Origin of the sequence: Cohnella soli (genome assembly GCF_042655525.1) — a bacterium.
In the GTDB taxonomy this organism is placed as follows: domain Bacteria; phylum Bacillota; class Bacilli; order Paenibacillales; family Paenibacillaceae; genus Cohnella; species Cohnella soli.
In genome coordinates this window covers 42,955-66,300 of record NZ_JBHSMI010000009.1, presented here as the reverse complement: position 1 = coordinate 66,300, position 23,346 = coordinate 42,955, and the positions used below count along the sequence as shown (strand labels likewise).

The 23,346-nt window shown below is 55.4% G+C and carries 22 protein-coding genes; 19 read left to right on the top strand and 3 right to left on the bottom strand.

Annotated features, from left to right (window positions below; translation table 11 throughout):
- Positions 1-10: 10 nt before the first annotated feature.
- From rplU to ACFPOF_RS04905, 11 genes are all read left to right on the top strand, one after another.
- Positions 11-322 (top strand): 50S ribosomal protein L21, encoded by a 312-nt coding sequence (rplU, locus tag ACFPOF_RS04955; protein ID WP_378130188.1) that lies wholly within the window; start codon positions 11-13, stop codon positions 320-322.
- Positions 323-338: 16 nt separating this feature from the next.
- Positions 339-677 carry a ribosomal-processing cysteine protease Prp gene (locus ACFPOF_RS04950; RefSeq protein WP_378130186.1) on the top strand — a complete coding sequence of 113 codons (339 nt, stop codon included), beginning with the start codon at positions 339-341 and terminating at the stop codon, positions 675-677.
- 4 nt (positions 678-681) lie between these two features.
- Positions 682-993 (top strand): 50S ribosomal protein L27, encoded by a 312-nt coding sequence (rpmA, locus tag ACFPOF_RS04945; protein ID WP_378130184.1) that lies wholly within the window; start codon positions 682-684, stop codon positions 991-993.
- 174 nt (positions 994-1,167) lie between these two features.
- Positions 1,168-1,929 (top strand): Spo0B domain-containing protein, encoded by a 762-nt coding sequence (locus ACFPOF_RS04940; RefSeq protein ID WP_378130182.1) that lies wholly within the window; start codon positions 1,168-1,170, stop codon positions 1,927-1,929.
- 70 nt (positions 1,930-1,999) lie between these two features.
- A complete protein-coding gene (gene obgE, locus ACFPOF_RS04935) occupies positions 2,000-3,337 on the top strand; it encodes a GTPase ObgE (RefSeq protein WP_378130180.1) in 1,338 nt (445 codons plus the stop codon).
- A gap of 160 nt (positions 3,338-3,497) precedes the next feature.
- The gene (locus tag ACFPOF_RS04930; protein ID WP_378130178.1) at positions 3,498-3,935 is read left to right on the top strand and encodes an ACT domain-containing protein; all 438 of its coding nucleotides are present in this window, start codon (positions 3,498-3,500) and stop codon (positions 3,933-3,935) included.
- A 100-nt stretch (positions 3,936-4,035) separates the two neighbouring features.
- A complete protein-coding gene (locus ACFPOF_RS04925; protein WP_378130176.1) occupies positions 4,036-5,322 on the top strand; it encodes a homoserine dehydrogenase in 1,287 nt (428 codons plus the stop codon).
- 53 nt (positions 5,323-5,375) lie between these two features.
- Positions 5,376-6,395 (top strand): homoserine kinase, encoded by a 1,020-nt coding sequence (gene thrB, locus ACFPOF_RS04920; RefSeq protein ID WP_378130174.1) that lies wholly within the window; start codon positions 5,376-5,378, stop codon positions 6,393-6,395.
- Positions 6,392-7,276, top strand: a complete 885-nt coding sequence (pheA, locus tag ACFPOF_RS04915) for a prephenate dehydratase (RefSeq protein ID WP_378130172.1) — start codon at positions 6,392-6,394, stop codon at positions 7,274-7,276. The genes thrB and pheA overlap by 4 nt, the downstream gene beginning before the upstream one ends.
- Positions 7,277-7,421: 145 nt before the next feature.
- Positions 7,422-8,882, top strand: a complete 1,461-nt coding sequence (locus ACFPOF_RS04910; RefSeq protein WP_378130170.1) for a LysM peptidoglycan-binding domain-containing protein — start codon at positions 7,422-7,424, stop codon at positions 8,880-8,882.
- Between the two features lie 63 nt (positions 8,883-8,945).
- The gene (locus tag ACFPOF_RS04905; protein ID WP_378130168.1) at positions 8,946-9,656 is read left to right on the top strand and encodes a BofC C-terminal domain-containing protein; all 711 of its coding nucleotides are present in this window, start codon (positions 8,946-8,948) and stop codon (positions 9,654-9,656) included.
- 128 nt (positions 9,657-9,784) lie between these two features.
- Here ACFPOF_RS04905 and ACFPOF_RS04900 read toward each other — a convergent pair whose 3' ends face one another.
- Positions 9,785-12,247 (bottom strand): alpha-L-rhamnosidase C-terminal domain-containing protein, encoded by a 2,463-nt coding sequence (locus ACFPOF_RS04900; protein WP_378130166.1) that lies wholly within the window; start codon positions 12,245-12,247, stop codon positions 9,785-9,787.
- Positions 12,248-12,439: 192 nt separating this feature from the next.
- Between ACFPOF_RS04900 and ACFPOF_RS04895 the strand changes: the two genes are divergently transcribed.
- Positions 12,440-13,321 (top strand): helix-turn-helix transcriptional regulator, encoded by an 882-nt coding sequence (locus ACFPOF_RS04895; protein ID WP_378130164.1) that lies wholly within the window; start codon positions 12,440-12,442, stop codon positions 13,319-13,321.
- 60 nt (positions 13,322-13,381) lie between these two features.
- Here the strand turns inward: ACFPOF_RS04895 and fabF are convergent, their stop codons facing one another.
- Positions 13,382-14,626 carry a beta-ketoacyl-ACP synthase II gene (fabF, locus tag ACFPOF_RS04890; protein ID WP_378130162.1) on the bottom strand — a complete coding sequence of 415 codons (1,245 nt, stop codon included), beginning with the start codon at positions 14,624-14,626 and terminating at the stop codon, positions 13,382-13,384.
- Positions 14,627-14,754: 128 nt separating this feature from the next.
- Here fabF and ACFPOF_RS04885 point away from each other — a divergent pair, with 128 nt between their 5' ends.
- On the top strand, positions 14,755-15,600 hold the full coding sequence (locus tag ACFPOF_RS04885; protein WP_378130160.1) for a helix-turn-helix transcriptional regulator: 846 nt from the start codon (positions 14,755-14,757) through the stop codon (positions 15,598-15,600).
- Between the two features lie 90 nt (positions 15,601-15,690).
- Positions 15,691-16,833 carry a GntR family transcriptional regulator gene (locus ACFPOF_RS04880; RefSeq protein ID WP_378130158.1) on the top strand — a complete coding sequence of 381 codons (1,143 nt, stop codon included), beginning with the start codon at positions 15,691-15,693 and terminating at the stop codon, positions 16,831-16,833.
- Positions 16,834-17,008: 175 nt separating this feature from the next.
- Here ACFPOF_RS04880 and ACFPOF_RS04875 read toward each other — a convergent pair whose 3' ends face one another.
- Entirely contained in the window at positions 17,009-17,827 is an 819-nt protein-coding gene (locus tag ACFPOF_RS04875) for a DUF4097 family beta strand repeat-containing protein (RefSeq protein ID WP_378130156.1), read from the bottom strand.
- A gap of 242 nt (positions 17,828-18,069) precedes the next feature.
- Here ACFPOF_RS04875 and ACFPOF_RS04870 point away from each other — a divergent pair, with 242 nt between their 5' ends.
- Genes ACFPOF_RS04870 through rhaI form a run of 5 tightly spaced genes read left to right on the top strand, consistent with a single transcriptional unit; the run spans position 18,070 to position 22,998 of the window.
- A complete protein-coding gene (locus ACFPOF_RS04870; protein WP_378130154.1) occupies positions 18,070-18,972 on the top strand; it encodes a sugar phosphate isomerase/epimerase family protein in 903 nt (300 codons plus the stop codon).
- Positions 18,973-18,986: 14 nt separating this feature from the next.
- Positions 18,987-20,045 (top strand): galactitol-1-phosphate 5-dehydrogenase, encoded by a 1,059-nt coding sequence (locus ACFPOF_RS04865; RefSeq protein ID WP_378130152.1) that lies wholly within the window; start codon positions 18,987-18,989, stop codon positions 20,043-20,045.
- Between the two features lie 6 nt (positions 20,046-20,051).
- The gene (locus ACFPOF_RS04860; RefSeq protein ID WP_378130150.1) at positions 20,052-21,086 is read left to right on the top strand and encodes an alcohol dehydrogenase catalytic domain-containing protein; all 1,035 of its coding nucleotides are present in this window, start codon (positions 20,052-20,054) and stop codon (positions 21,084-21,086) included.
- A gap of 18 nt (positions 21,087-21,104) precedes the next feature.
- Positions 21,105-21,770 (top strand): ribulose-phosphate 3-epimerase, encoded by a 666-nt coding sequence (rpe, locus tag ACFPOF_RS04855; protein WP_378130148.1) that lies wholly within the window; start codon positions 21,105-21,107, stop codon positions 21,768-21,770.
- A gap of 25 nt (positions 21,771-21,795) precedes the next feature.
- On the top strand, positions 21,796-22,998 hold the full coding sequence (rhaI, locus tag ACFPOF_RS04850; RefSeq protein ID WP_378130146.1) for an L-rhamnose isomerase: 1,203 nt from the start codon (positions 21,796-21,798) through the stop codon (positions 22,996-22,998).
- Positions 22,999-23,346: the final 348 nt, after the last annotated feature.

The window sequence follows — 23,346 nt, the reverse complement described above, 5'->3', positions numbered from 1 at the left end:
GGTGCACCAGATGTACGCGATTATCGAAACAGGCGGCAAACAATACAAAGTCCAAGCGGGCGACGTAATCTTCGTTGAGAAGCTTAACGCAGGCGCAGGCGACAGCGTAACGTTCGACCGGGTATTGGCAGTTTCTAAAGACGGCGGCTTGACGACGGGTTCCCCGCTCTTGTCCGGAGCTTCGGTTACGGGCAAAGTCGAGCAACAAGTGAAAGGCGAGAAAATCATCGTCTTCAAATACAAGCCGAAGAAAAACTACAAGCGCAAACAAGGCCATCGTCAACCGTACACGAAAGTGACGATCGAGAGCATCAAAGCGTAAGCGGAGCTTGCCCGAGATGATCAAGGTCACGATCGTGCGCGACGACAGGAAGGCCATTATACGATTTACCGTTTCGGGACACGCTTTCTACGACGATCCAGGCAAAGACATCGTCTGTGCCGGCGTATCGGCCGTAACCGTGGGAGCGGTCAATGCGATCGAGAAGCTGACAGGGCTTGAGCCCGACGCGTTCTCGAAGAGCGGACTGCTCGAAGCGAAAGCGCCTCGAAGCGAAGATCCCGCGAAAGACGCTCAAGTCCAGCTTTTGCTGGAAGGGATGGTCGTCGCTCTCGAATCTATCGCAGATTCGTACGGGAAGCACGTGAAAATCATTCTTAAACAAGAAGGAGGTTGACACCATGTTGAAGTTGGACCTTCAGTTATTCGCCTCGAAAAAAGGGGTCGGATCGACGAAAAACGGACGGGACTCCCACTCCAAGCGCCTTGGCGCAAAAAGAGCGGACGGTCAAGCTGTTACGGCTGGAAGCATTTTGTACCGCCAACGCGGAACGAAAATCCACCCGGGCACTAACGTAGGCATCGGCAAAGACGACACGCTTTTCGCGCTCGTTCACGGCGTCGTGAAATTCGAACGTCTGGGACGCGATCGCAAAAAAGTGAGCGTTTATCCAGTCGAGCAAGCTCCGGTAGCCGCCGCGCTTGAAGTTTAATGGTTCATCCGAGACCCCGGCCAACATCATTGGCCGGGGTTTCTTGCGCAATGGGGACGGCTGCCGGGCCCGTGTCATTATTCATGGTGAAATCCGGACGTGCCATGGTATACTAGACGCGAGAACTGCGTTCCCGCAATCGGGTTGACAGGATCTACGAAACGGGGAAGACGGATGCATATTCAGAATTGGACGCCTTGGGCGCTTGCTGCATGGGCTTCCCTTATCGTGCCGATAACGGTCGTGGCGGTATGGTCCAGCTCATGGTGGTCCTATGCCTTTCTGGCGCTATGGACGCTCGGCATCGTGCTTGGCTCCGTCCGCTTGGCTAAGCGATGGCACAACGGACATAACGACAGGATTGTTACGCAGGCGCAACTGTCGACGATCCGCACGTTAAGCCATCACCGGCACGATTGGATGAACGAGCTTCAGATTTTATACGGCTATTTGAGATTGAGTAAACCCGATAAGGCGATCGCGATTGTGGACAGAATAAGGGAGAGAATGGAGCAGGACAGCCGGGTATCCCAGATCGGCGATCCCGAGCTGGCGACATTCTTGCTGTCGTTCCGCACGATGTGCGATACGGTCCGCCTCGAAGTGGCCGTACAGAACGGTTTTCAATTTGATCGGAACGCGGATCAGTCGGATCGTCTTGCGAAGGCGATTATCGGCATCGTCGGCGTTATTCGCTATCGCGCCGCAAGTTCCGTGAACGGTGTAGAAAACGTGCTGAAGCTTGGTTTCTCACGCGATGGGAGCGATGTTACGGTGTCGCTCTCGTACGAGGGCGAATTGGCAGCGGCGGACAGCGTTGTTCCAGAGATGGAGAAATGCGTTGAAGGGCTTGGAACGATCAGGGTCGTCGAAAATGAGACTGGATTGACGGGGCAGGCGCGAACGATGGTCGTTCGTTTCCCTGTATCGGCTTGACAAACACTATTACCGGATACGGGGCTCGCAATCCCGAACAGACCGGTTGCAACTTGGAGTGAACTAATCGATGTTCGTGGACAAAGCGAAAGTATTCGTAAAAGGCGGAGACGGCGGGGATGGCCTTGTCGCGTTCCGCAGGGAGTTATACGTACCGGAAGGCGGACCGGCGGGCGGAGACGGCGGCAATGGCGGACACGTCATTTTTCGTGTGGATGAAGGCTTGCGTACGCTGATGGACTTCCGCTATCAGAAGCATTTCAAGGCGACGAGAGGCGAGAAAGGCCGTAACAAGTCGCAGCACGGGGCGAATGCGGAGCATATGATCGTTCGCGTGCCGCCCGGCACGATTGTCGTCGACGACGATACGGGAGAGACGATCGCCGATATGACGCGCCACGGGCAAGAAGTTATTGTGGCCAAGGGTGGACGTGGCGGACGTGGCAACATCCGCTTCAAGAGCTCCGTCAACACGGCGCCGGCGATTGCGGAGAACGGGGAAGAAGGCCAGGAGCGCTGGGTCACACTGGAACTTAAAGTGATGGCGGACGTCGGCCTCGTCGGTTTCCCGAGTGTCGGCAAGTCGACGCTGTTGTCCGTCGTGTCCGGCGCGCAGCCCAAAATCGGTGCGTACCATTTCACGACGATTACGCCCAATCTCGGCGTCGTTGATCTCGGCGACGATCGCAGCTTCGTAATGGCGGACTTACCGGGCTTGATCGAGGGCGCTCACACGGGCGTCGGTCTCGGTCACGAATTTCTGCGTCACGTCGAGCGGACGAGAATTATCGTACATGTCGTGGACATGTCCGGTATGGAAGGGCGCGATCCATACGAGGATTGGGTGAAAATCAACGATGAGTTGAAGTTGTACAACCCAAGGCTCGCCGAACGGCCCCAAATCGTCGCATCGAACAAGATGGACATGCCGGAATCGGAAACGAATCTCGAGACATTCCGCAAGCAAGTCGCTGAGACGCGCCCGGATATTGTCATTATGCCGATCTCGTCGCTGACGAAACAAGGTATTAAGGAAATGCTGTTCCGTGTCGCGGACTTGCTCGACTCCTTGCCACAGCCGTCGGAGCTCGAGGAGATTGAGAAACAGGCGAAAGCCGAAGAAGGAGTCGTTTACCGTTACGAGGCGAGCGGCGACCTCGACTTCGAGATCAAGCGCGACAATGAAGTGTACGTCGTTGAAAGCGAAGCCATCGAGAAGTTGATGCGGAGGACGCAATTCAATTCTCACGAGGCGATCATGCGGTTCGGACGCATTTTGCGCGGAGCCGGCATCGATGATGCGCTGCGCAAGCGGGGAGCGAAGAACGGGGATACAATCCGGATCGGCAAGTTCGAATTCGAGTTTTTCGAAGGCGGTTCGGACGACTATATATTCGATGATGCTTAATTGTGAAAGTGAAAAGGGATTCCAAGGCCGCTGCGGCTGCGGGATCTTTTTTTTGCGATAACAGGCATGTCATAACTGGTATTGCCTATTGCCGTCCCATCCCCAATTCGATATAATGTCCTCTATACACAAACATTCGTCTTTCCTAGGAGGACGGAAAATGACGGAACGTTATTATGCCGTTCGTGAGGATTTGCTTCCGGACGGCATGCTGAAAGCCGAGCAGGCGAAGGAATTGTTAAGGCGCGGAGAAGCGGCGACGATTCACGAAGCTGCGGAACGCGTCGGATTGAGCCGGAGCGCCTTCTACAAATATAAAGACGGCGTGTACGCGCTCGAGCAAGCTTCGAGAGAATCGATCGCGACGCTGTCGATGGATTTGGAGCATCGCTCCGGCGTCCTGTCGAAAGTGCTCGGCATGCTCGCACAGAGCGAAGGAAACGTGCTGACGATATCGCAATCCATTCCGCTGCAAGGAATGGCTAACGTCGTCGTCTCCATGGACACGACAATCGTGAACGGGGCGCTTCCCGAACTTCTTGAGAAGCTTCGTTCGTTGGACGGCGTCAAACGGGCAACCGTGATCGGACGCAGCTAAGGGACAAAATGCTACGGGATATCCTTCTCGTTATTTCGCAACATTCCCTAATATAATGACCGGTACGCGCAAACGCGGCAGTCGAAGCGGAGGAAATAGGATGAAAGCAATTCAAGTAGGATTGCTGGGGCTCGGTACGGTGGGCACCGGTGTCGTGAAAATTGTGGAAGGCCATCAAGAGGATTTGTCCAACCAGGTCGGGAGCCCGATCTCTATCGCGCAAATTCTAGTCAAAGACCGCACGAAGGCTCGCGGCGTCTCGATCGATCCTGCCAAGCTTACGGAAGACGCTTGGGATATCGTTCGCAATCCGAACATCGACGTCATTGTCGAAGTGATGGGCGGCATCTCGACGACGAAGGATTACATTCTTGAAGCGCTGGAGCGCGGCAAACACGTCGTCACGGCCAACAAAGACCTGATGGCGCTTCACGGTCAAGAAATATTGGCCAAAGCTCGCGAGAAAGGTTGCGACGTCTTGTACGAGGCGAGCGTAGCCGGCGGTATTCCGATTATCCGGACGCTCGTCGAAGGTTTCTCGTCCGATCGAATTACGAAAATTATGGGCATCGTGAACGGGACGACAAACTATATTTTGACGAAAATGAGCCAAGAGGGGGCGGCATACGCCGAGGTGCTGAAGGAAGCGCAAGAGCTAGGCTATGCGGAAGCCGATCCGACTTCCGACGTGGAAGGGCTCGACGCCGCCCGCAAAATGACGATTTTATCCTCGCTCGGATTCCGCGCGAATGTGTCGCTCGAAGATGTTAGTGCAGCGGGCATTAGCGGCGTATCGCAATTAGATATCCGCTATGCGAAAAGACTCGGCTACGAAGTGAAGCTGCTTGGCATCGCCGAACGGCAGGACGATATGATCAGCGTCAGCGTGCAGCCGACGATGATCAAGGCGAGCCATCCGATCGCGTCCGTCAACGGCGTATTTAACGCGGTTTACGTACACGGGGAAGCGGTCGGAGAGACGATGTTTTACGGTGCCGGCGCCGGTGAATTGCCTACGGCAACTTCCATCGTGGCGGACCTCGTTGCGGTCGTCAAGAACATGAAGCTTGGCGTTAACGGTCGCCAGGCGCAATTGCCTTATAACGTCGTGAAGTTAAAAACCGACGAGCAGATTGCATCGAAGTTTTTCCTTCTGCTCCACGTCGAAGACCGAGCGGGCGTTCTGGCTCAAATCGCGCAAGTATTCTCGAATTGCGACGTGAGCATTGAATCGGTGATGCAACCTTCGGCACCTTACAAGTCGAGCACGGAAATCATTATCATTACGCATCAGGCGAGCAAAGCTGCGATGAACCAAGTGATGCAAGCGTTCAGCGGCTTGTCTGCCGTACGCGAAATCAAAAGCGTATACCGGGTGGAAGGCTAACGACCGTCGCAAGCGGACGTTGAACGGCGTACGGACTCAAAAGGAGCTTTGTTATGCATAAGGAAGCCGAGTTGAAAATAAATGCAGTTCAGGGCCGGGTCGTTGTCAAAGTGCCAGCAAGCACGGCGAATATGGGTCCGGGATTCGATAGCTTGGGCATGGCTTTGTCGTTGTACGCCTGGGTAAGCATGGCGCCGGCGGAGAAGACGCGGATTACGCTTTTTGGTGACAACCTGGACGGCGTTCCGCAAGACAAAACAAACTTGATATACGAAGTCGCGCAGTCGGTGTTCGAGAGAGCGGGAGCGGAAGTGCCCGAGCTCGACATTGGCATCCGCAGCGACATTCCCCTCACGAGAGGACTCGGAAGCAGCGCATCCGCGATTGTCGGCGCTCTCTTCGCAGCCAACGCCTTGGTAGGCAGCCCTTTGTCCGAGGACGAGCTGTTTCAGATGGCAACGGCGATTGAGAAGCATCCCGACAACGTTGGCGCTTCCATATTCGGCGGTATTATCGCCGCGGCGTGGGACGGCGAGCGTGCGGACTATGTGCGCATTGAACCGCCCGCTGGCATGGACGTGCTCGTTGCCATTCCGGCGTTCGAGCTGGAGACGAAGAAGGCGCGTAATGTGTTGCCGAAGACGCTACCGATGCAAGATGCCGTCTTTAACGTCACGCACAGTTCTTTGCTAACGGCGGCGCTGTTCTCAGGCAGATTGGATCTGCTTGGCAGGGCGATGAGAGATAAAATGCATCAGCCCTACCGCGCAGCGCTTATTCCCGGCATGGAGACGATCCTGAAGGAAGCGACGCAGCATGGTGCACTTGGCGCCGTGTTGTCCGGAGCGGGGCCGACGCTGCTGCTTCTTGCAAGAAGCGGCGATGCGGCTAACGAAGGGCTTGTTGCTTTTGTTCGGGATACGATGGCACGTGAAGGCATTGACGTATCGACCAGATGGCTTGAACCTTGCTTGCACGGTCCCCGGGTGCGGGTTGTCGGTTTCGACGATCCGGCTTACGCGATGGAGCCGCATCAAGTGTTGGCGTTGGCGGGAGCGGAGGTAAGCGTATGAGCAGTCGCAAAAAAGTAGCTTTGTTGCCTCGCGGCACGGTGTCTGACGAGGCGGTACGATATATGTTTCGCGGTCAGGATGTAGAGTTCGTCTATTGCAAAATGATTGCTGACGTCTTCCAGTCGACGGCAAACGGGCATACCGACTGGAGCGTCATCCCGATCGAGAACACGATTGACGGTTCGGTGAACTTGCATATTGACTGGCTCGTTCACGAGGTAGATTTGCCGATTCGGGCGGAGTGGGTGTTCCCTTCCATTCAGAACTTGATCGGAGATGCCAGCGAATTGTCGTCGGACGGTAATCCCGCGCATTGGGAAGCGGACAAGATCAAGAAAGTGATGAGCCATCCGGTCGCGATGGCGCAATGTTTGCAGTTCGTTCGTTCCCGTCTGCCGCACGCGGAGCTGGAGACGCTAAACAGTACGGCGGAGGCAGTGCGGACGGTCAAATCGAACCCAGGCAAAGGCTGGGCGGCGTTCGGTACGAAATTGGCGGCTGCAGACATGGAGCTGGACGTGTTGGAGGAAGGCGTGACCGATCACGATAACAACTTCACGCGATTCCTTCTCGTAGGTAACGCGCCTTACGAGAATGCGACTGCGACGACGTATAAGACGAGCATCCTTGTCACGTTGCCGGAAGATTATCCGGGCGCGCTGCATCAAGTGCTGTCCGCATTCGCTTGGCGCCGCATCAATCTGTCGAAGATCGAATCACGCCCAACGAAGAAAAAACTCGGCAGCTATTATTTCTATATCGATGTGGAATTGGCGCTTGACACGGTGCTCATGCCGGCGGCGATTGCCGAAATCGAAGCGATCGGCTGTCAAGTGCGTTTGCTAGGTTCGTATCCGAGCCTTCCTTATGAACAGACATAATTGACCTGAATCCGGCAAGCCAGACGGCTGCCGGATTTTCTGTATGGAATAGAGGTCAAACGCCCAACATCTGCATAGGATGTAAGGATTGCATCAGGGCAACCGCCCGGGCCGGGGCGTTGCCTTCCTATCAGGAGGGAACGGCGTGAAAATCCATATGGTGAAGCAGGGGGATACGCTGTATTTAATTGCTCAAAAATACAACGTACCTTTGGAGGAACTGATTCAGGCGAATCCGGGCATCAGCAACCCGGACGCGATAGACGTCGGGATGAAAGTAAAAATTCCGTCGCATCCGAAAACGATGCTCGGCGTCATCCATCAACATGTCGTCAAGCAAGGAGACACGCTCTGGAAGCTGTCGAAAGCCTGGGGCGTTCAGCTTGGCGATCTTGTCAAAGCGAATCCGCAATTGAAAAACCCGAATGCACTGCTGACAGGCGAGGTCGTAAACATTCCTCAGACGGGCGGATCCCCGGGGAACGCGGCGGGTGGAGCACACGACGGCGGTACGGGAATGGGCGGCAAAACGAACAATTCGGTTATGCCCGCCGCAGGAGGCAAAAAGAACACGGCCGTTCAGCCTGCTGAGGAAGCGCCTGCACCGACACCGTTGCCAGCTCCGGCGCCGATGCCGCCTGTCTCTCAACCGATCGTCGAGACGCCGATTTACGGTGTACATGTCGAACAAGTAGAGATGATCCACACGTATCACATGCCGCCAATGCATGCGCCTATGCAGCCACCAATTCAGGAGACGCAGCATGAACATCATCCGCATTACGGATACGGCATGCCGGAGCCGCTTCCCGGTCTGGGTGGGGAAATGGCGATGCCCCCGGGTTACGGATACGGGCAATCTTACGGGCACGCCAACGCTCACGGATACGGCTATCCTCAAGGCGTTATGCCGGCCGCGAATACGGCGCATCCGTACATGAACGGATTGTATACGCACCAAGATATTTCCTATAGCCCACCAAACCCGCAAGGGGATATTCCTAGCGGGTACAAATCCGGCTGCGCCAATTGCGGAGGCCAATCGGTTTTGCCATATTATTACGTCGCCGACGCGAATGCGCAACACTCGGCCGAGTTTCATTCCGGAGACAATGATTACGAGGAGGGCCGCTTGCCATACGGCGTACCGTTTGCATCCCCTGCGGCCGTTCCGCCGTACGCTGCTGTTCAGGGTGCCCAACTCCCGCTAGCAAATGCACCGTACGGAGGGTATCCGACGTTTGTATCGCCGATGGGTGACGTTCCAGTGGGCAACCCGCCAATAGCGGAAGGACTGCCGAGCTACGGCCATGGCTTCGGTCCGAACAACATTGCTCCATATGGCTACGGGCAACCGGTACCTTACGGCTATGGCGGACTCATTCCGCCGATACCGCCAATGCCTCCGATGGGACCTCTTCCTCCTATGCCCCCATATCGGGACGATGGCGAGGACTTGAGACCGGAAACCGGAGATGACATCCAGCAAGCCGTCCAGACACAATCTGCACCAGCAAAGAAAAGACAGCCGAAACCGAAAGTGAAAATCGCGCCGCGCCATATCAGTCCGAAACGGAAGGAAAGTTTACCATGGATTAATTGGTAATCGTTGCGAATAGTACCGGAATTCCCGGGAACAATAGGGAAAACAGCAGAGAAGGGGATTCCGGTGTCTCGTTTGCGATTATGGAAAGAACTGAAGAAGTCGCTGAAAAGGAAACGCCGTCACGTCTGGGCCCTCGGAGCGGGCGCGGCGGTGTTCCTTCTTTCGGTGTTGACGGGTGTCTGGATGGCTCGGGCGTTTGTCGGACATGCTTTGGGAACTTCGACGGTTCCTATTGATTCGGCGACAATCGTCGCGGGAACGATCGAACCGTCGATTACGGACTCGGGGAGTTCCCCAAGAGCTGCCGTGCTCGCCGAGCTGAGCAAGCGAAAAGGGAACGTCAAGCTCGTGCTTCATCGCACCTACTTGTGCGGGGAAGAGACTAGACAGCTCGGGCGGATGACGGCTGCCGAAGCGGGTGAATTGTTAAAAGCCCACCGAGAATGGGGGGCGTCCTTAGAAGCGGCAGGCAAGCTGACTGTAGAAGAAACGATCGATGACTTATCGCCGGCATGCCGCCAAACTTCGTACATGGGCATTGACAAAGACGGCAACCTCTCTCTGTTCGACGGGCCGCCATGGCAGGAGAAAGTCGTTCGGACCTTTTTCCAACTTGACGTGGATATGATGGAGTCGCGTATGAACGAAGAGAGCATACGCGAGTTGTCCCGGGGCATTCGCATATCGGACAAGGACGCGTACAATAGCGTGCTGTCATCGCTGGGCGAATTCGCTGCTCTTCGGTCGCAGGCAGCTCCGCAGCAGGGACCTTGATCGGGGTGTGGCAACGGAGAACGGTGAAAGGTGAGTAACGGAAATCGCGATTGTTTACGAAGAGCCGCCAAGGAGTGTTTCCTCTTTGGCGGCTCTTGGCATCGAAATCGGGTCGGCAGTCAGTGTGCTTATAAGGGCAGGCGTTCGATATCGCAGCGACCTGGTCCAAGCCCGCGGATGTACACGTACAGACGATCTTCATCGATCAGCGGACTTCTCGCCGGAGACATAGTTGCCGAGTCGGAGTGGAATACGAGATCCCCGTTCAAGCGAATTGCGTAAGATTGGTCCTGAGTTTTGGGGATACCGACAGAGGCGATCGTTCCAACAGGCGCTTCGAGCGACATGCGGAAACGATCTTCGATCGTTTCCCATTTTACGCGGATTTCGCCATAGGGCGTGGGTACGGTGCCTTCCGCCCACTGAAGATCGCATGGATGCGGTATGGCTTCGAACGTACGGAAACCGGGTTCCGTCGGCTGAACGCCGAGCACATAACCGGATAGTAAATGAGCGACAGCGGTGTCCGGGTGGGAGGAGTCCCCCCAGTTTTTCCCCGCAGGAAGCGCAATAGGCGGATAAGTCATACATTCCCACGTCGCATGCGGGCCGCGCCAGTCCGTGAGTGCGCCGAGCCAATCGACCCCGCCGCCCGGATTGCGCAGCGTGCCGATCGCATCTTCGTCGCGGCCGTAACGGAACTTCCCGCGAATTGCGAGACTTTGATATTTGCCCATATCCGTCTCTTTCAGCTTCGCGCTCACTGCAGCCGCCTGTTCGTCGTCCGGAAAACCGATCGCAAGCGCCAGCGCGTTCGCGTAAAAGTTAAACTCGCGGCTGCCTTTCAACTCGACGAAATATCGCTGCTCCTCATCCCACAAATGCGACTGAATGCCTTGACGAATGATCTCCGCTTTCTCCTCGAATTCGGCTGCATCCGCCTCGAATCCAAGCTTCCCTGCGAGAAATGCCCCTTCCTTAAACGCATCGTACAGGAGCAGGTTAACGTAAGTCCCTTTGCCTGTGCGCTCCAGTATGTGGCCCCATATGCCTTTGGACGTCTCGTACCGCTGAAAGAATAAGCCATCGCCTTCCACGTAGTTCCACAAGTATTCGAACCCTTTCACGACGGTGGGATACATCTCCCGGGCAAACGCCAGATCGCCGGTGAACAAGACGTAATCGGCCAGCACCGGCGCGAACCAGGCGGAAAATTCGTCGGACTGATAATAGCCGTATTCGCCGGTGGCCGGTTTTACTTGATTTTCCGGATAACATGCCGCCCATATATAACCTTCCGGTGTCTGGTGGAAAGCGAACATCCGAATCGTTTCTTTCATGTACGTGTAATTATCGAAGGCGTAGTAGAGGTTGCGACCCGCCCAGTCCAGATCGCCGAGCCACGGCAGCCGATCCCGCTTAGCGCCGTCGGCAATATACGGAGCTGTACGTGCGAACGACCAGTGGCTCAAGTCTCCCTGGAAATCGTCGACGAACAGAAGCGTACCGTTTGCATTTTCCACGCGAACATCGCGCACAAGCGCCCACTTGTCCAGCGGCTGGCAAAATCCGACTTTCCCCTCACGAAACGTCTCATCGATCGTCGCATCGATCAGCGCCCCGTCGAGCAGCGTCTCGATCAGAGAACCGTTCAACCGTACTTTCAGCCGGTACACGCGGCCGTCGACGATGGTCTCGGCAAGCTGCACGGAAGGTTTCAACCGCACGTATACGCCGTCCACGCGCTTGAACAGATGAAATCTTCCGTCCAGATCAATCTGTCCGACATAGCCATTGTTCTCGTCGGGAGCCCGGACGATCCAGCCGATGGCGGAGACGGGACCCGGATTTCTGCGAATGATGAATTGGAAGCTAAAGCGATAATCTTGCCACGCGGCACCATCGACCGAAAGCCCGACCTCGTTGCTCCTCGCCAATTTGCGCGGAAGGAGCCAGCCATCGACGATCGTCCAGGCATCAGAATGCGGGAACGATGCGGTTTGGGCGGTGTAGGTGCTGGCATACCACAACCGATTCAAGCTGTCGTCGCTTGACAGGAAACTGCCTTTATACGGCGACATATCCGCAACATTTTCGAAGGCGAAATAGTCGAGTTCAACGCTGCCCGGAGTATCGAGTTCGATGCGCACCCAACGCTGCTGCCCTTGAATCATCGGCGCGATGTACACGCCGTCCGCTTCAATCGTATACAACTCGTACCGGTAAGGGTTGGCGGGAGGGACGGGCAACTCTACGCCGAGGTAGGTGCATGAGCCTCTACTGAAATCACCGTTCGCGCCGTGAACCGGATCGACGATCCATTCATACCAATCCGAATATGCGATTCGCAGTGTTGGCCGTCCCGTCTGACTCGCTACGCGGAAAATCGGATAACCTCCGGGCGCGGAAGGCCCGAGATCGATCAGCACGGAAGGCTTTGCGCCTCCATCCGAATAATCGAGTTTTGCCGTTTGGCCATCCGACTTCAGCAGATGTTCTGCATTCTCCACACCGCCGGATATCGAGTGGATCGCCGCACCGAATAATCGTTTGGCTGCCGGTGTCAAAATATATTTTTCTCCGCTGTTCATCGTAAATCTCTCCTGTTCGTCAATATCGCCGCTCAGGTTTAATTATAGATTTCGACGTATATGCGCCAAGCCATAATATGAACTGAAAGATGAACGATTTAAACCTCTTATGGAAAGTGGATCTCTGTTGCTACGGCAAAAATGCAATATTAAAATGTACATATACAAACTTGTATGCGAGAGGTGAACCCCTTGTCCGTCCTCTATTTCTCCGCTCCGCCTTTGCCGTATTACATCAATTCGGGGGAATCTCGGTTCAAGCCCGGAGAAAGCCATCCCTCCCGCAGCCATATCGGGCTGTTCGACCTGCTCGTCGTCCATCAAGGGGCGTTATTTATGGGAGAAGAAGAACGTGGGTGGACGGTTAGCGAAGGGCAGGCGCTGCTGTTGCAACCCGACCGGCATCATTATCCGCTCCGGCCAGTGGATTCGGAAACGCAGTTTTTCTGGCTGCATTTTCAGACGAATGCGTTGTGGAGCGATCAGCCATGGCATACGGAAGCTGTTGAAGAGGTTACGGACGATAGCCGTCAATACCGGGACGAGCAGGGGCTCACTCCGCGTGCTTTCGGCTTCTCGATTCCGCAATATTTTACGCTGCGCGATCCGACCGACACTTACAGCCGCCTTCGCGAGTTGATCGAACTGGAAAAGCAGCCGCTCTCGTGGGCGCGGTGGCAGCAACAGATTCAATTGCAAAGTCTTCTTAAGGCGCTCGCCGAAGGGCAGGACGAATTCGGGCAATCGCCCGCCGTCCGGCTTGCCGAACGCGTTGCCGTCCATCTGCGCACGCATTATCGTTCATCTGTGACGCATGAGCTGCTGCAGCGCGAATTCAATTTTCATCCAGTCTATATCGCCAGATGTATGAAGAAGGCGCTCGGATGTTCGCCGCTCGAATATTTGACTCGGTACAGAATCGAGCAAGCCAAGCTGCTGATGCTCGGCACGACGCTTTCGATCGAAGAGATCGCCTGGGAAGTCGGTTTTCGCCATCAAACGTTTTTCTCCCGCACGTTCCGCAAGCTCGAACGGATGTCGCCGAGCGAGTTCCGCAAACAGTTCAACCGATGAATACGGGCTCGGCCAGGCGCCGGATAAGAACGGAGAAGTGCTCTCCAGACACTCTGCATCCTAGTCGTTGTAGGCTTTCAGCGCAATTACAGCGTTATGTCCGCCGAAACCGAAAGAATTGGACAAGCCGATCGTTAGCGGTGTCGCCATGTGCCGAGCCTCGTTCGGCACGTAATCCAAGTCGCACTCCGGACCCGGTTGCGCCAAGTTGATCGTCGGCGGGATGATGCCTGTCTGCAGCATCCGTACGAGCGCTATAGCCTCCACGCCGCCGGCTGCGCCAAGCATATGGCCGGTCATCGACTTGTTGGCCGTAACTGGGATGCGATATGCCTGTTCGCCGAATAGCCGTTTAATCGCCTTCGTCTCGGACTTGTCGCCGAGTTCCGTGCTGGTCGCATGAGCGGAGATGACATCGACCTGCTCAGGCCGAAGGTTTGCATCAGCAAGCGCTTGTTTCATCGCTAGATACGCCCCCGTTCCCTCGGGATGTGTGGCGACCATGTGATAAGCGTCCGAACTGCTGCCGTAGCCGATCACTTCCGCATAGATACGGGCTTTCCGACGCAATGCATGGGACAGAGATTCCAGCACGAGAATGCCCGCACCCTCCGCCATGACAAAACCGTCCCGTCCCCTATCAAAAGGTCGGCTCGCCCTCTCGGGCTCATCATTGCGCGTAGATAGCGCCGTGGCATTGTTGAAGCTTGCGAGCGAAATGTCGTTCACCGCCGCTTCCGTGCCGCCGGCGATGATTACATCCGCGAGACCGGTACGAATGAGCCGCATCGCTTCTCCGATCGCCGTGTTGCCGATGGAGCACGCGGTGACCGGGGACAGCGTTGGCCCCATCGCCCCGAAGCGGATGGAAATAAACGCAGCAGCCATATTCGAAATCATCATCGGTACGAGCGTCGGACTGACTCGTTCGGGGCCGCGGTTGTTCAATATATCCTTCTGCTCGAGCAACGTTTGAATGCCGCCAATACCCGAGCCGACGTAGACGCCCATGCGTTCGCGGTCGATCGCTTCCAACCCCAGGCCCGCGTCGGACACAGCCTGCTCCGCCGCTGCGACGGCAAATTGACAAAACCGATCCATTCGCCGGGCCTCCTTGCGACCGAACACCGCCTCCCCATCAAAATCGCGCACGATGCCCGCAATTTTCGTTTTGTATCTCGATACGTCCCACATATCGATTTCAGAAATACCGGATTCGCCCCGAATGAGACGGTTCCAAAAGTTTTCGACATTATTCCCAAGCGGCGAGATAAGACCCGTTCCCGTTATGACAACACGTTCCATTAGTGTATAGCCTCCTTGGCACATCAGATGTAGATCCTATCGTGCCATTTTGGTTATCCTATTACAAGTTGTTATTTATTCTAGTATAAGATGTGCTACGATAAGATCATGTCTGGGGAGTGATAATCATGAATCGCCAAACGAGATTACAAGCGTTATCCGCATTTCTGAAGGCGCAACGGGCCAAAATTTCCCCGGAATCCGCGGGCTTCCCGCAAGGCTCGCGGAGAAGGACGCCGGGGCTGCGCCGGGAGGAAGTCGCCCAGCTCGCCGGCGTCAGCTCGACCTGGTACACGTGGTTGGAACAAGGCAGAGACATCCAAGTCTCTTCCTCGGTGCTAGACTGCGTAGCCGCGGCGCTAAGGCTCACTGTTGATGAACGCAAATATTTGTTTTCGCTCGCCTTGGAGTCAAACTCGGGGATGCTGAGCGGAAGTTTGCTGCAAGAGGAGCAGCCGCAAATCAGCGCTTCTTTGTCACGCATTTTGCAGGAACTGCGCTATTGTCCGACGATCATCTCCGACCGGCGCTGTCGGATCGTTGGCTGGAACGAAGCGGCTTCGCATGTTTTCATCAATTTTGACGTTATTCCGGCGGCAGAGCGGAACTTGATTCTTTTGCTTTTTACAAGGAAGGAGTTCAGGCGGCTGGCGGTGAATTGGGAGCATTTTGCAAGCGGATTTCTGGCGATTTTTCGCGCTTACTATGGGCAATACGTGGAAGATGAATGGTATGAAGGCTTTGTTGAGGAGATGAAGGAACGGCATCCTGACTTTAGTCAGCTGTGGGAGCATAGCAAAGTTAGCTCCGCCCCGGAGGTGACGATCGAATTCCGCCATTCCAAAGCGGGAAAAATGCTGTTCGAGCTGACTTCGTTGCAAGCGCACGGGAGCGCCGATCTGCGGTGCAGCATTTACACGCCGGTGCAAGACTCTTCTACGGAAGCGAAGCTGAAGCAGTTGTTGGGCGGTTGAGCGTATAGGCCGTAAATTCGATCGTCAACTTTGCGCGGAATCCGTTATAATACAACTCATACATAAATGTACTACTGAGGCGGTGTGGAAGTGAAAGAGAAGCTGACCAAAGGGCCTGTCGTGCTCTATGAGCAAATGAGAGTCAAAATTATGGAACTGATTCGCGAGCGGGGGCTCCGTCCACACGATCCGGTTCCATCTGAGACGGAGTTGGCCAAAATGTACGGCGTCAGCAGCAGAACGAGTAAGGAAGCACTGCTGCAGTTGGCACGCGAAGGCGTCGTGTATCGTATGCCGAGACGAGGTACGTTTCTCGCCAAGCAGCCGGAGGATGAAGAAGGAGCGAGTTCTGGCATAAGCGAGCTTCGGATCAGGTCGAGGCAGGCAGTCGGCGTCCTGTTGCCGTATACGGATGAGTATGTCGCAAGTGTGCTTCAGGCACTGACGGCCGAGCTTGTCCGTCGTGGGCTGGAGCCGCTCGTGCGATTTACGTCGGGGACGTTGGGACAGGAGGAAGAGACGGCGCGGGAATTGGTCGAGCGGTATTCCGTATCAGGACTTGTCGTTTATCCGGGGAGGCATGATACGCTTGGCGACTATTTGATTCAACTGCATACTCGCCAATTCCCGGTTGTCATCGTCGACCGGGCGTTTCGCGAAATTAGCATCCCGAGCGTGTTCCACGACCACCTGCACGGTTCGCTCGAGCTGACGGCTTATTTAATTTCGCGCGGGCACCACAGAATCGGTTTCGTCACCGAGGAGTATCGCGGTCTGATGAGCAGGGAGGATCGGTTCAACGGGTATACGCAAGCTTATCTGGACGCATCGATGAACCTCGATTTAAGTCTTGTGCATAAGATTGGCCGCACCGGTGGCAAGGATGCATCTGCGCTTGCGGAGGGCGCCGGGCTGGACGACTTCATCGCCGGCAACGGCGACATGACGGCCGTCGTATGTTCCAACGACTACGTTGCGCTGGCGGTCATGCAGGCCGCATATCGTCTTGGCATCGCGGTGCCTGACAAGCTGTCGGTCGTCGGGTTCACGGATTTTTCTTTTGCCGAGCTACTGCCCGTCCCGTTGACGACGGTAGAGAAAACGGCAACAGAGCTCGGCGTCGCCGCAGCCGCGATGGTGTGCGAGCTCGTCGCCGACCCGGCAGCCCGTCGCTCGCCGGTCGTTATACCGACCCGCCTGAAGGAGAGGGAGAGTGTGAAGTCCTTGGTGTAGGAGGGGGACAGGCGCTTTGGATGTTTGACTGCGGGGAAGGTACGCAGCATCAGCTGTTGCGCATGCCGCTGAAGCGTTATTCCGGAGACGGAGGCTGCGCTGGAATTGCGCCCTTATTCGATTTTTTCGCTTTCACGAGAGGAGCGGTAAGCGGATCGCGTAACGCTCCGCCCTTTCAGCTTAGCGCATCGACGACAATTTCACCCATCGCAGCATAGGCATCGACTTGGACGTTTGGCGTCCCGATTGTTCCGACTTTTTTGTTGAACATCTGCTTACTGAATTCAACTTTGTCGAGATCAACCTTGACTTCCCCGACCTTGCTTTCCAGCTGAAAGCCGACGTTCTCCGGAGACATGTTCAAATGAATAGCGATTTTGCCAACGTCCGTTCTCGCTTTCAAATCGTTGGCCAGAGAAATGTCTTCCACGACGATTTCTCCTGCGTTCGCTTTCAAGTCCAATTTTCCGGTAACAGATTTCACCCGAATGTCCCCTACATCAATCCGAAAGTCTGCAGCCTTCGTCTCCACGTCGGAAGCATGCACGGAGCCAAAATCGCTGTTTACCTTGAGTTTCCGATACATTTTGTCCGGCAAGGCGATTCGCAGCTTGCGGGCTCCTGTCCGATCCTTCAAAGCATGTTTCGACTTTTCCTTGATTGTCACTGTCAACAAACCGGAATTAACCTTCGCCTCGAACTCGAACCGATCGCGCAAATTATCGTCCGCAAGCAGCTCCACTTCCGCTCGCTCATCCTTCGAGCGTTCGATCTGAATTTCCATCGCATGCGCGTTTACTTCCAGCTCTTCTATCTCGTCTTGCGTGTAGGAACGATTCTCCACAGAGACAAGCCTGCCCGAGCCTGAGCCTTCCCCCATAACCGTTTGTTGAACCTCTCCCGTTACCGAGTTCGCCAAATTTCCGCACGCAGTCAACGCCGTCGCCATAACGAGAATCGCGAACAGCCTCGCACTATTTCTTTTCTTTCTCATATTTCAGCCTCCTATTCTTTCTTTCTCCCATTATGGAGACGGTCAGCATGCACTCCGACAGTCTCTCGACTAAATTTTGACTGGACCGGGGTCGGGGAGCGGGCCGCTCAGCGTCTAGGCGAGTTACGAAGCCTGACGTTTTTTTCTATTTGATGTTTCCGAAAAAAAATATTGAATGTATTACTGATACAAAATAGTATTAAAACGAATCAATAATACGTAATCGAGGTGGACGCAACAAAATGGCTGCGAAATTAAAGCTTGGAATGAATCTGGGGTTCGCCATCAACAAGTATGTGGAGCCCGAAGTGTGGGCGCGGCTCGTTGCCGAGGAGATGGGCGTGAAGAACGTGCAGCTTGTGGCGGACTTGTTGAACGTCTTTCTGCCGGACGACTACATTCAATCGCAAATCGAGCGGATCCAAACGAGCACGCAGCGGTACGGCTTAAACATTACGTCTACATTTACGAGCGCTTTTACGCGGGTTAACCATTTCATGCACCCTGATGCCGACGCGCGCCGCATATGGCTGGAGTGGTTCAAGAAATTTGCCAAAGCGTCCGCAGAGCTTGGGGCGTCGTCGACGGGCAGTCATTTCGGTATTTTGACATTCGCCGATTACGACAACAAAGAACGCCGGGCGTTCATCGTAGACGAGGCGTTGAAGCTGTGGAAAGAGCTTAGCTGGTATTGCCGGGACTTGGGGATGTCCTACATGACGTTCGAACCGATGTCCATCCCGCGGGAAATGGCGAACACGGTGGCGGATACGAAAGAGTTACTGGAGCGGCTGAATGATGGGGCGGGGTTGCCATTCAAAGTGTGCCTGGACGTCGGTCACGCGCCGCACCCCGACGATCGCGATCCGTACAAGTGGGTGCGGGAATTGGGCGCGGTGTCTCCGATCATCCACATTCAGCAGACGGAACTGAACCATAGCCGCCATTGGCCTTTTACGGAGGAATATAACAAGCTGGGCATCATCCACGGAGAAAAGCTGCTGGAGGCGATCGAAAAGTCGGGGGCGGAGGAAGCCGAGCTCGTGTTCGAACTGTCGCATCGCGAAGCGTGGTCCACCGAGTTCCGAATTATTCAGGACCATAAGGAATCGGTCGACTACTGGCGGCAATTTGTAAAAGACTAGGAGGCTTGCGGCGCATGGACACGATGAAAGCGTATGTGCTGGACGGTATCGGCGACTTGAATTTGCGGCGTGTGCCGAAGCCGATTCCCGGCAAAGACGAGGTGCTGCTTCGGGTAATCGCCTGCGGCGTATGCGGCTCTGACATTCCACGCATTTACGAGAAAGGGACGTATCGGTTTCCGACGATTCCCGGACACGAGTTCGCCGGCATCGTGGAAGAGATCGGCGCGAATGTCGACCCCGGACTGCTTGGCCGCATGGCTGCGGTATTCCCGCTTATTCCTTGCCGGTGCTGCTCAAGCTGCGAGATCGGCGACTACGCGACTTGCACGAGTTACGACTACAAAGGCTCGCGTTCGGACGGAGCATTCGCGGAGTACGTTTGCGTGCCGGCATGGAACTTGATCGTTGCTCCGGACGGCATTAGCGGCGAAGAGCTGGCGATGGCGGAACCGGCTGCGGTCGCGTTTCATGCGCTGCGTCGAGGCAGGTTGGAAATCGGCGATCGCGTGCTGATTAGCGGTGCCGGCCCGATCGGCCTTATGCTGGCCCAATGGGCTCGGGCAGGCGGAGCGTCGCGGGTGCTGCTGGCGGACGTGGACGACCGGAAGCTGGATTTTGCCAAAGCGAATGGCTTCACCGATGTGATCAATCCGGCCAGTAGTGACGTAAAAGCGTGGGTCTCGGAGCTTACGGGAGCAGGCGTCGATCTGGCGGTAGAGGGAGCCGGGCATCCATCCTCTTGGGAAAATTGCTTGCGCGCGGCGCGTCCCGGCGGGCGGGTCGTGCTGATGGGCAATCCGGCGGGCCCGATGGGCCTTTCCCAGAACGGGTACTGGGAGATGTTGCGCAAACAGTTGACCGTCGTCGGCACATGGAATTCGGACTACGCGGAAATGCCAAAAAACGAATGGAAACTTGCGGTCGGAGCAATGGCGGAAGGGAAAATCCAGGTGCGCCCGCTCATTACTCACCCCGTGTCTCTGGACGATCTAAGGGATGCGATTGCCGTGATGAGGGACCGTTCGGAATTTTGCAACAAAGTAATGTGGACCATCTCAAAGGGAGTGTGATTCGTCATGAAAGCGGCAGTATTGGAAAAGTTGGAGCAAATCGCGCTGAAAGAAGTGCCAACGCCGGAAATCGACAACGACAGCATTTTGATGAAGGTGGAAGCGGTCGGCATTTGCGGGAGCGATATTCGCATTTATCATCATGGCAACAGCCGCGTGCAGCTTCCGCAAATATTAGGGCATGAAGCATCGGGACGGGTCGTCGCCGTAGGTGCCAACGTAACGAAATTCAGCGTCGGAGACCGCATCTGCTTGGGAGCCGACGTGCCGTGCGGGGAGTGCGTGTTCTGCGAGGCGGGGATCGGGAACAACTGCCAGATCAACTATGCAATGGGATACCAGTTTGCCGGCAGTTTCGCGGACTACGTGTTGTTGAACAAAATGGTCGTTAACTACGGCCCGATCCATAAAATTGGAGACCACGTCAGTTACGATGAAGCGGCGCTTGCGGAACCTCTCGCCTGTGTGTTAAACGGACTGGAGTTGTCTCAGGTCAAATTGGGAGACACAGTTGTTGTCATCGGCGCCGGGCCGATCGGTATGATGCTTGTGCAAGTGGCGATGAAGATGGGCGCGCGTGTGTTTCTCGTCAACCGCTCCCGGCCGCGGCTGGAAATGGCGAAGCATTTGGGCGCAGACGCATACATTTGTTCCGGCGAAGAGAACGCGGTCGAACGTGTGCTGGAGGAAACGGGCGGGCTCGGTGCGGATGTCGTCATAACGTGTAACCCGTCTCCGGAATCTCAAGTCGATGCGATTCACATGGCGAAAAATCGCGCCAGAGTCAACTTTTTCGGCGGGCTGCCTAAAGATAAATCGTTGGTCACTCTTGATACGAACATTATTCATTACAAGGAATTGTTCGTGCACGGCGCGCACGGCTCTTTGCCGCGTCACCACCAACAAGCGGTCGAGTTGATTAACAATGGCATCATCGATATGAAGAAATTTATTACTCACCGTTTTCCTCTGGAGCAGATCGAAGAAGCGATTCGGACGGCGGAAAGCCATGCCGGCTTGCGCGTAATCGTTCATCCATAAGAAGCGAGGTGAGAGACGATGGGCGGTAAAATCAGTCCTTCGATGATGTGCGTTGATTTTCGGAGGCTGGAAGAGAGCGTGCGCGCGTTGGAGCGGGCAGGCGTGGAATATTTGCATTTCGATATTATGGACGGTCATTTCGTTCCGAACTTTACGCTCGGCCCCGATTTTATCCGCAGCGTGCGAGAGATGACGGACATTCCGTTCGATTATCATCTGATGGTGGAACGGCCGGAAATGCTGCTTCCCGTCTTCGATATTCGGGAGGGGGATATCGTTTCGGTGCATCAGGAAGCTTCGGTGCATTTGCAACGAACACTTCAGCAAATACGCGAGCTGGGGGCCAAGCCTTCCGTGGCGCTTAATCCGGCGACGCCGATCTATGCGATCGACGAGGTGATGGACGACATCGATCTCGTGCTTGTTATGACGGTCAACCCCGGCTTCGCCGGGCAGAAGCTCGTACCTTCGACGATCCGCAAAATCTCCGGATTAAAGGAGAGGTTGCTTGCGGGCGGCTATGCGGACGTCGAGATCGAGGTGGACGGCAACGTTAGTTGGGAGAATGCAGTTAAGATGCGTCAGGCCGGAGCGGATATTTTCGTCGCTGGCACTTCCAGCGTGTTCCGTAAAGGCGAAGACATCGAGCCATTGATCACAAAATTCAGGACGTGCATCGGATGATATTTTCCGGAAAGGAAGCTGGCGTATGACAGACAAAGCGTATGCGTTATTTGAAGAGCGGCAGCGTGCTAGAGGAATAGATTTGAATGTTGTAAGAGAGAAGCTGAAGTCACTTGCGATCGAGACGCCTTCCTGGGGTTTCGGAGACTCCGGAACTCGCTTTAAAGTGTTCAGGAACGGCAAAGCTGCCCGGACACCTTATGAGAAATTGGAAGACGCCGCCGAGGTGCATCGGCTGACGGGATGCTGCCCATCTGTCGCCATCCACATTCCGTGGGACAAGACGGACAGCTATGGGAAGCTGCGAAGCCATGCGGAAAGCTTAGGCGTGAAGATCGGCGCCGTTAATCCGAATCTGTTTCAGGAAGAGGAGTATATGCTCGGCAGCGTGACGAACGCGAACGCGGCCATTCGCCGTAAAGCGACGGATCATTTGTTGGAATGCGTCGCCATTGCGAAAGAGACGGGATCGAAAGATTTGAGCCTGTGGTTCCCGGACGGCACGAACTACCCGGGGCAAGGAGACATTCGCGCCCGCAAAGTGTGGATGCTGGAAGCGCTGAAGGAAGTGTACGCGGCGTTGACGCCGGACATGCGCGTGCTCATCGAGTACAAATTTTTCGAGCCGGCGTTCTACCATACCGATCTCGTTGATTGGGGCATGGCGTTCCAACTGGCGAACAAACTCGGGCCGCAAGCGCAAGTGCTGGTCGATACCGGTCACCATGCGCCCTGCACGAACGTGGAACACATCGTCGCTTATTTGCTCGATGAGTGCCGGTTGGGTGGGTTCCACTTCAACAGCCGCAAATATGCCGACGACGATCTGATCGTCGGGGCGATTAATCCTTATGAACTGTTTTTGATTTTCTATCAAATTCTCGATGCGTCTGCGGACGCCGATCCAGCGGTTAGAGGCACGGTTGACGCGATTGCGTATATGATCGACCAGTCTCACAACATAGAACCGAAAATCGAAGCCGCGATCCGCTCCGTGCTTAACGTGCAGACGCAATACGCGAAAGCGTTGCTGATCGATCGCGAGGAAGTGAGAGCCGCGCAGAGCGAACAGGACGTTCTCGGCGCCGAGGACGCTGTCCGCAAGGCGTTCGAATTCGATGTCTCGCCGCTGCTCGAGTCGATCAGGGAAGAGATGGGTTTGCCGCTCGATCCGATGCGAGCCTATAAGGAAGGCAGCTACGCCGAGCGGGTCGGGCGGCGCGGTTGAAGTGAGTTAACGAAGTGCATTTAGATGCGTTAGCCTTGGTACATTGACCCGGGGCTGGCGCATTTTTTTGCTGTAATGGGTCGGAGGGAGTGCCAAGTAGAGCACTGAGAGACGCTATCAGTTCGCGTTAGTCGCCGTCGTTTTACGTTAGAGTACACAGAGACGCTATCAGTTCGAGTTGATCGCCTCTGTCTGTCAGTAGAGTACTCAGAGACGCTATCAGTTCGATTGATCGCCTCTGTCTGTCAGTAGAGTACTCAGAGACGCTATCAGTTCGATTGATCGCCGCAGTCTGCCAATAGAGTACCCAGAGACGCTAACAGTACGCGTTGACCGCTACCGTTTGCC

Excerpts from the sequence above, each read along its gene's own strand:
- rplU (WP_378130188.1), top strand. The coding sequence starts at position 11 with ATGTACGCGATTATCGAAACAGGCGGCAAACAATACAAAGTCCAAGCG.
- ACFPOF_RS04950 (WP_378130186.1), top strand. The coding sequence starts at position 339 with ATGATCAAGGTCACGATCGTGCGCGACGACAGGAAGGCCATTATACGA.
- rpmA (WP_378130184.1), top strand. The coding sequence starts at position 682 with ATGTTGAAGTTGGACCTTCAGTTATTCGCCTCGAAAAAAGGGGTCGGA.
- ACFPOF_RS04940 (WP_378130182.1), top strand. The coding sequence starts at position 1,168 with ATGCATATTCAGAATTGGACGCCTTGGGCGCTTGCTGCATGGGCTTCC.
- obgE (WP_378130180.1), top strand. The coding sequence starts at position 2,000 with ATGTTCGTGGACAAAGCGAAAGTATTCGTAAAAGGCGGAGACGGCGGG.
- ACFPOF_RS04930 (WP_378130178.1), top strand. The coding sequence starts at position 3,498 with ATGACGGAACGTTATTATGCCGTTCGTGAGGATTTGCTTCCGGACGGC.
- ACFPOF_RS04925 (WP_378130176.1), top strand. The coding sequence starts at position 4,036 with ATGAAAGCAATTCAAGTAGGATTGCTGGGGCTCGGTACGGTGGGCACC.
- thrB (WP_378130174.1), top strand. The coding sequence starts at position 5,376 with ATGCATAAGGAAGCCGAGTTGAAAATAAATGCAGTTCAGGGCCGGGTC.
- pheA (WP_378130172.1), top strand. The coding sequence starts at position 6,392 with ATGAGCAGTCGCAAAAAAGTAGCTTTGTTGCCTCGCGGCACGGTGTCT.
- ACFPOF_RS04900 (WP_378130166.1), bottom strand. The coding sequence starts at position 12,247 with ATGAACAGCGGAGAAAAATATATTTTGACACCGGCAGCCAAACGATTA.
- fabF (WP_378130162.1), bottom strand. The coding sequence starts at position 14,626 with ATGGAACGTGTTGTCATAACGGGAACGGGTCTTATCTCGCCGCTTGGG.
- ACFPOF_RS04885 (WP_378130160.1), top strand. The coding sequence starts at position 14,755 with ATGAATCGCCAAACGAGATTACAAGCGTTATCCGCATTTCTGAAGGCG.
- ACFPOF_RS04875 (WP_378130156.1), bottom strand. The coding sequence starts at position 17,827 with ATGAGAAAGAAAAGAAATAGTGCGAGGCTGTTCGCGATTCTCGTTATG.
- ACFPOF_RS04870 (WP_378130154.1), top strand. The coding sequence starts at position 18,070 with ATGGCTGCGAAATTAAAGCTTGGAATGAATCTGGGGTTCGCCATCAAC.
- ACFPOF_RS04865 (WP_378130152.1), top strand. The coding sequence starts at position 18,987 with ATGGACACGATGAAAGCGTATGTGCTGGACGGTATCGGCGACTTGAAT.
- ACFPOF_RS04860 (WP_378130150.1), top strand. The coding sequence starts at position 20,052 with ATGAAAGCGGCAGTATTGGAAAAGTTGGAGCAAATCGCGCTGAAAGAA.
- rpe (WP_378130148.1), top strand. The coding sequence starts at position 21,105 with ATGGGCGGTAAAATCAGTCCTTCGATGATGTGCGTTGATTTTCGGAGG.
- rhaI (WP_378130146.1), top strand. The coding sequence starts at position 21,796 with ATGACAGACAAAGCGTATGCGTTATTTGAAGAGCGGCAGCGTGCTAGA.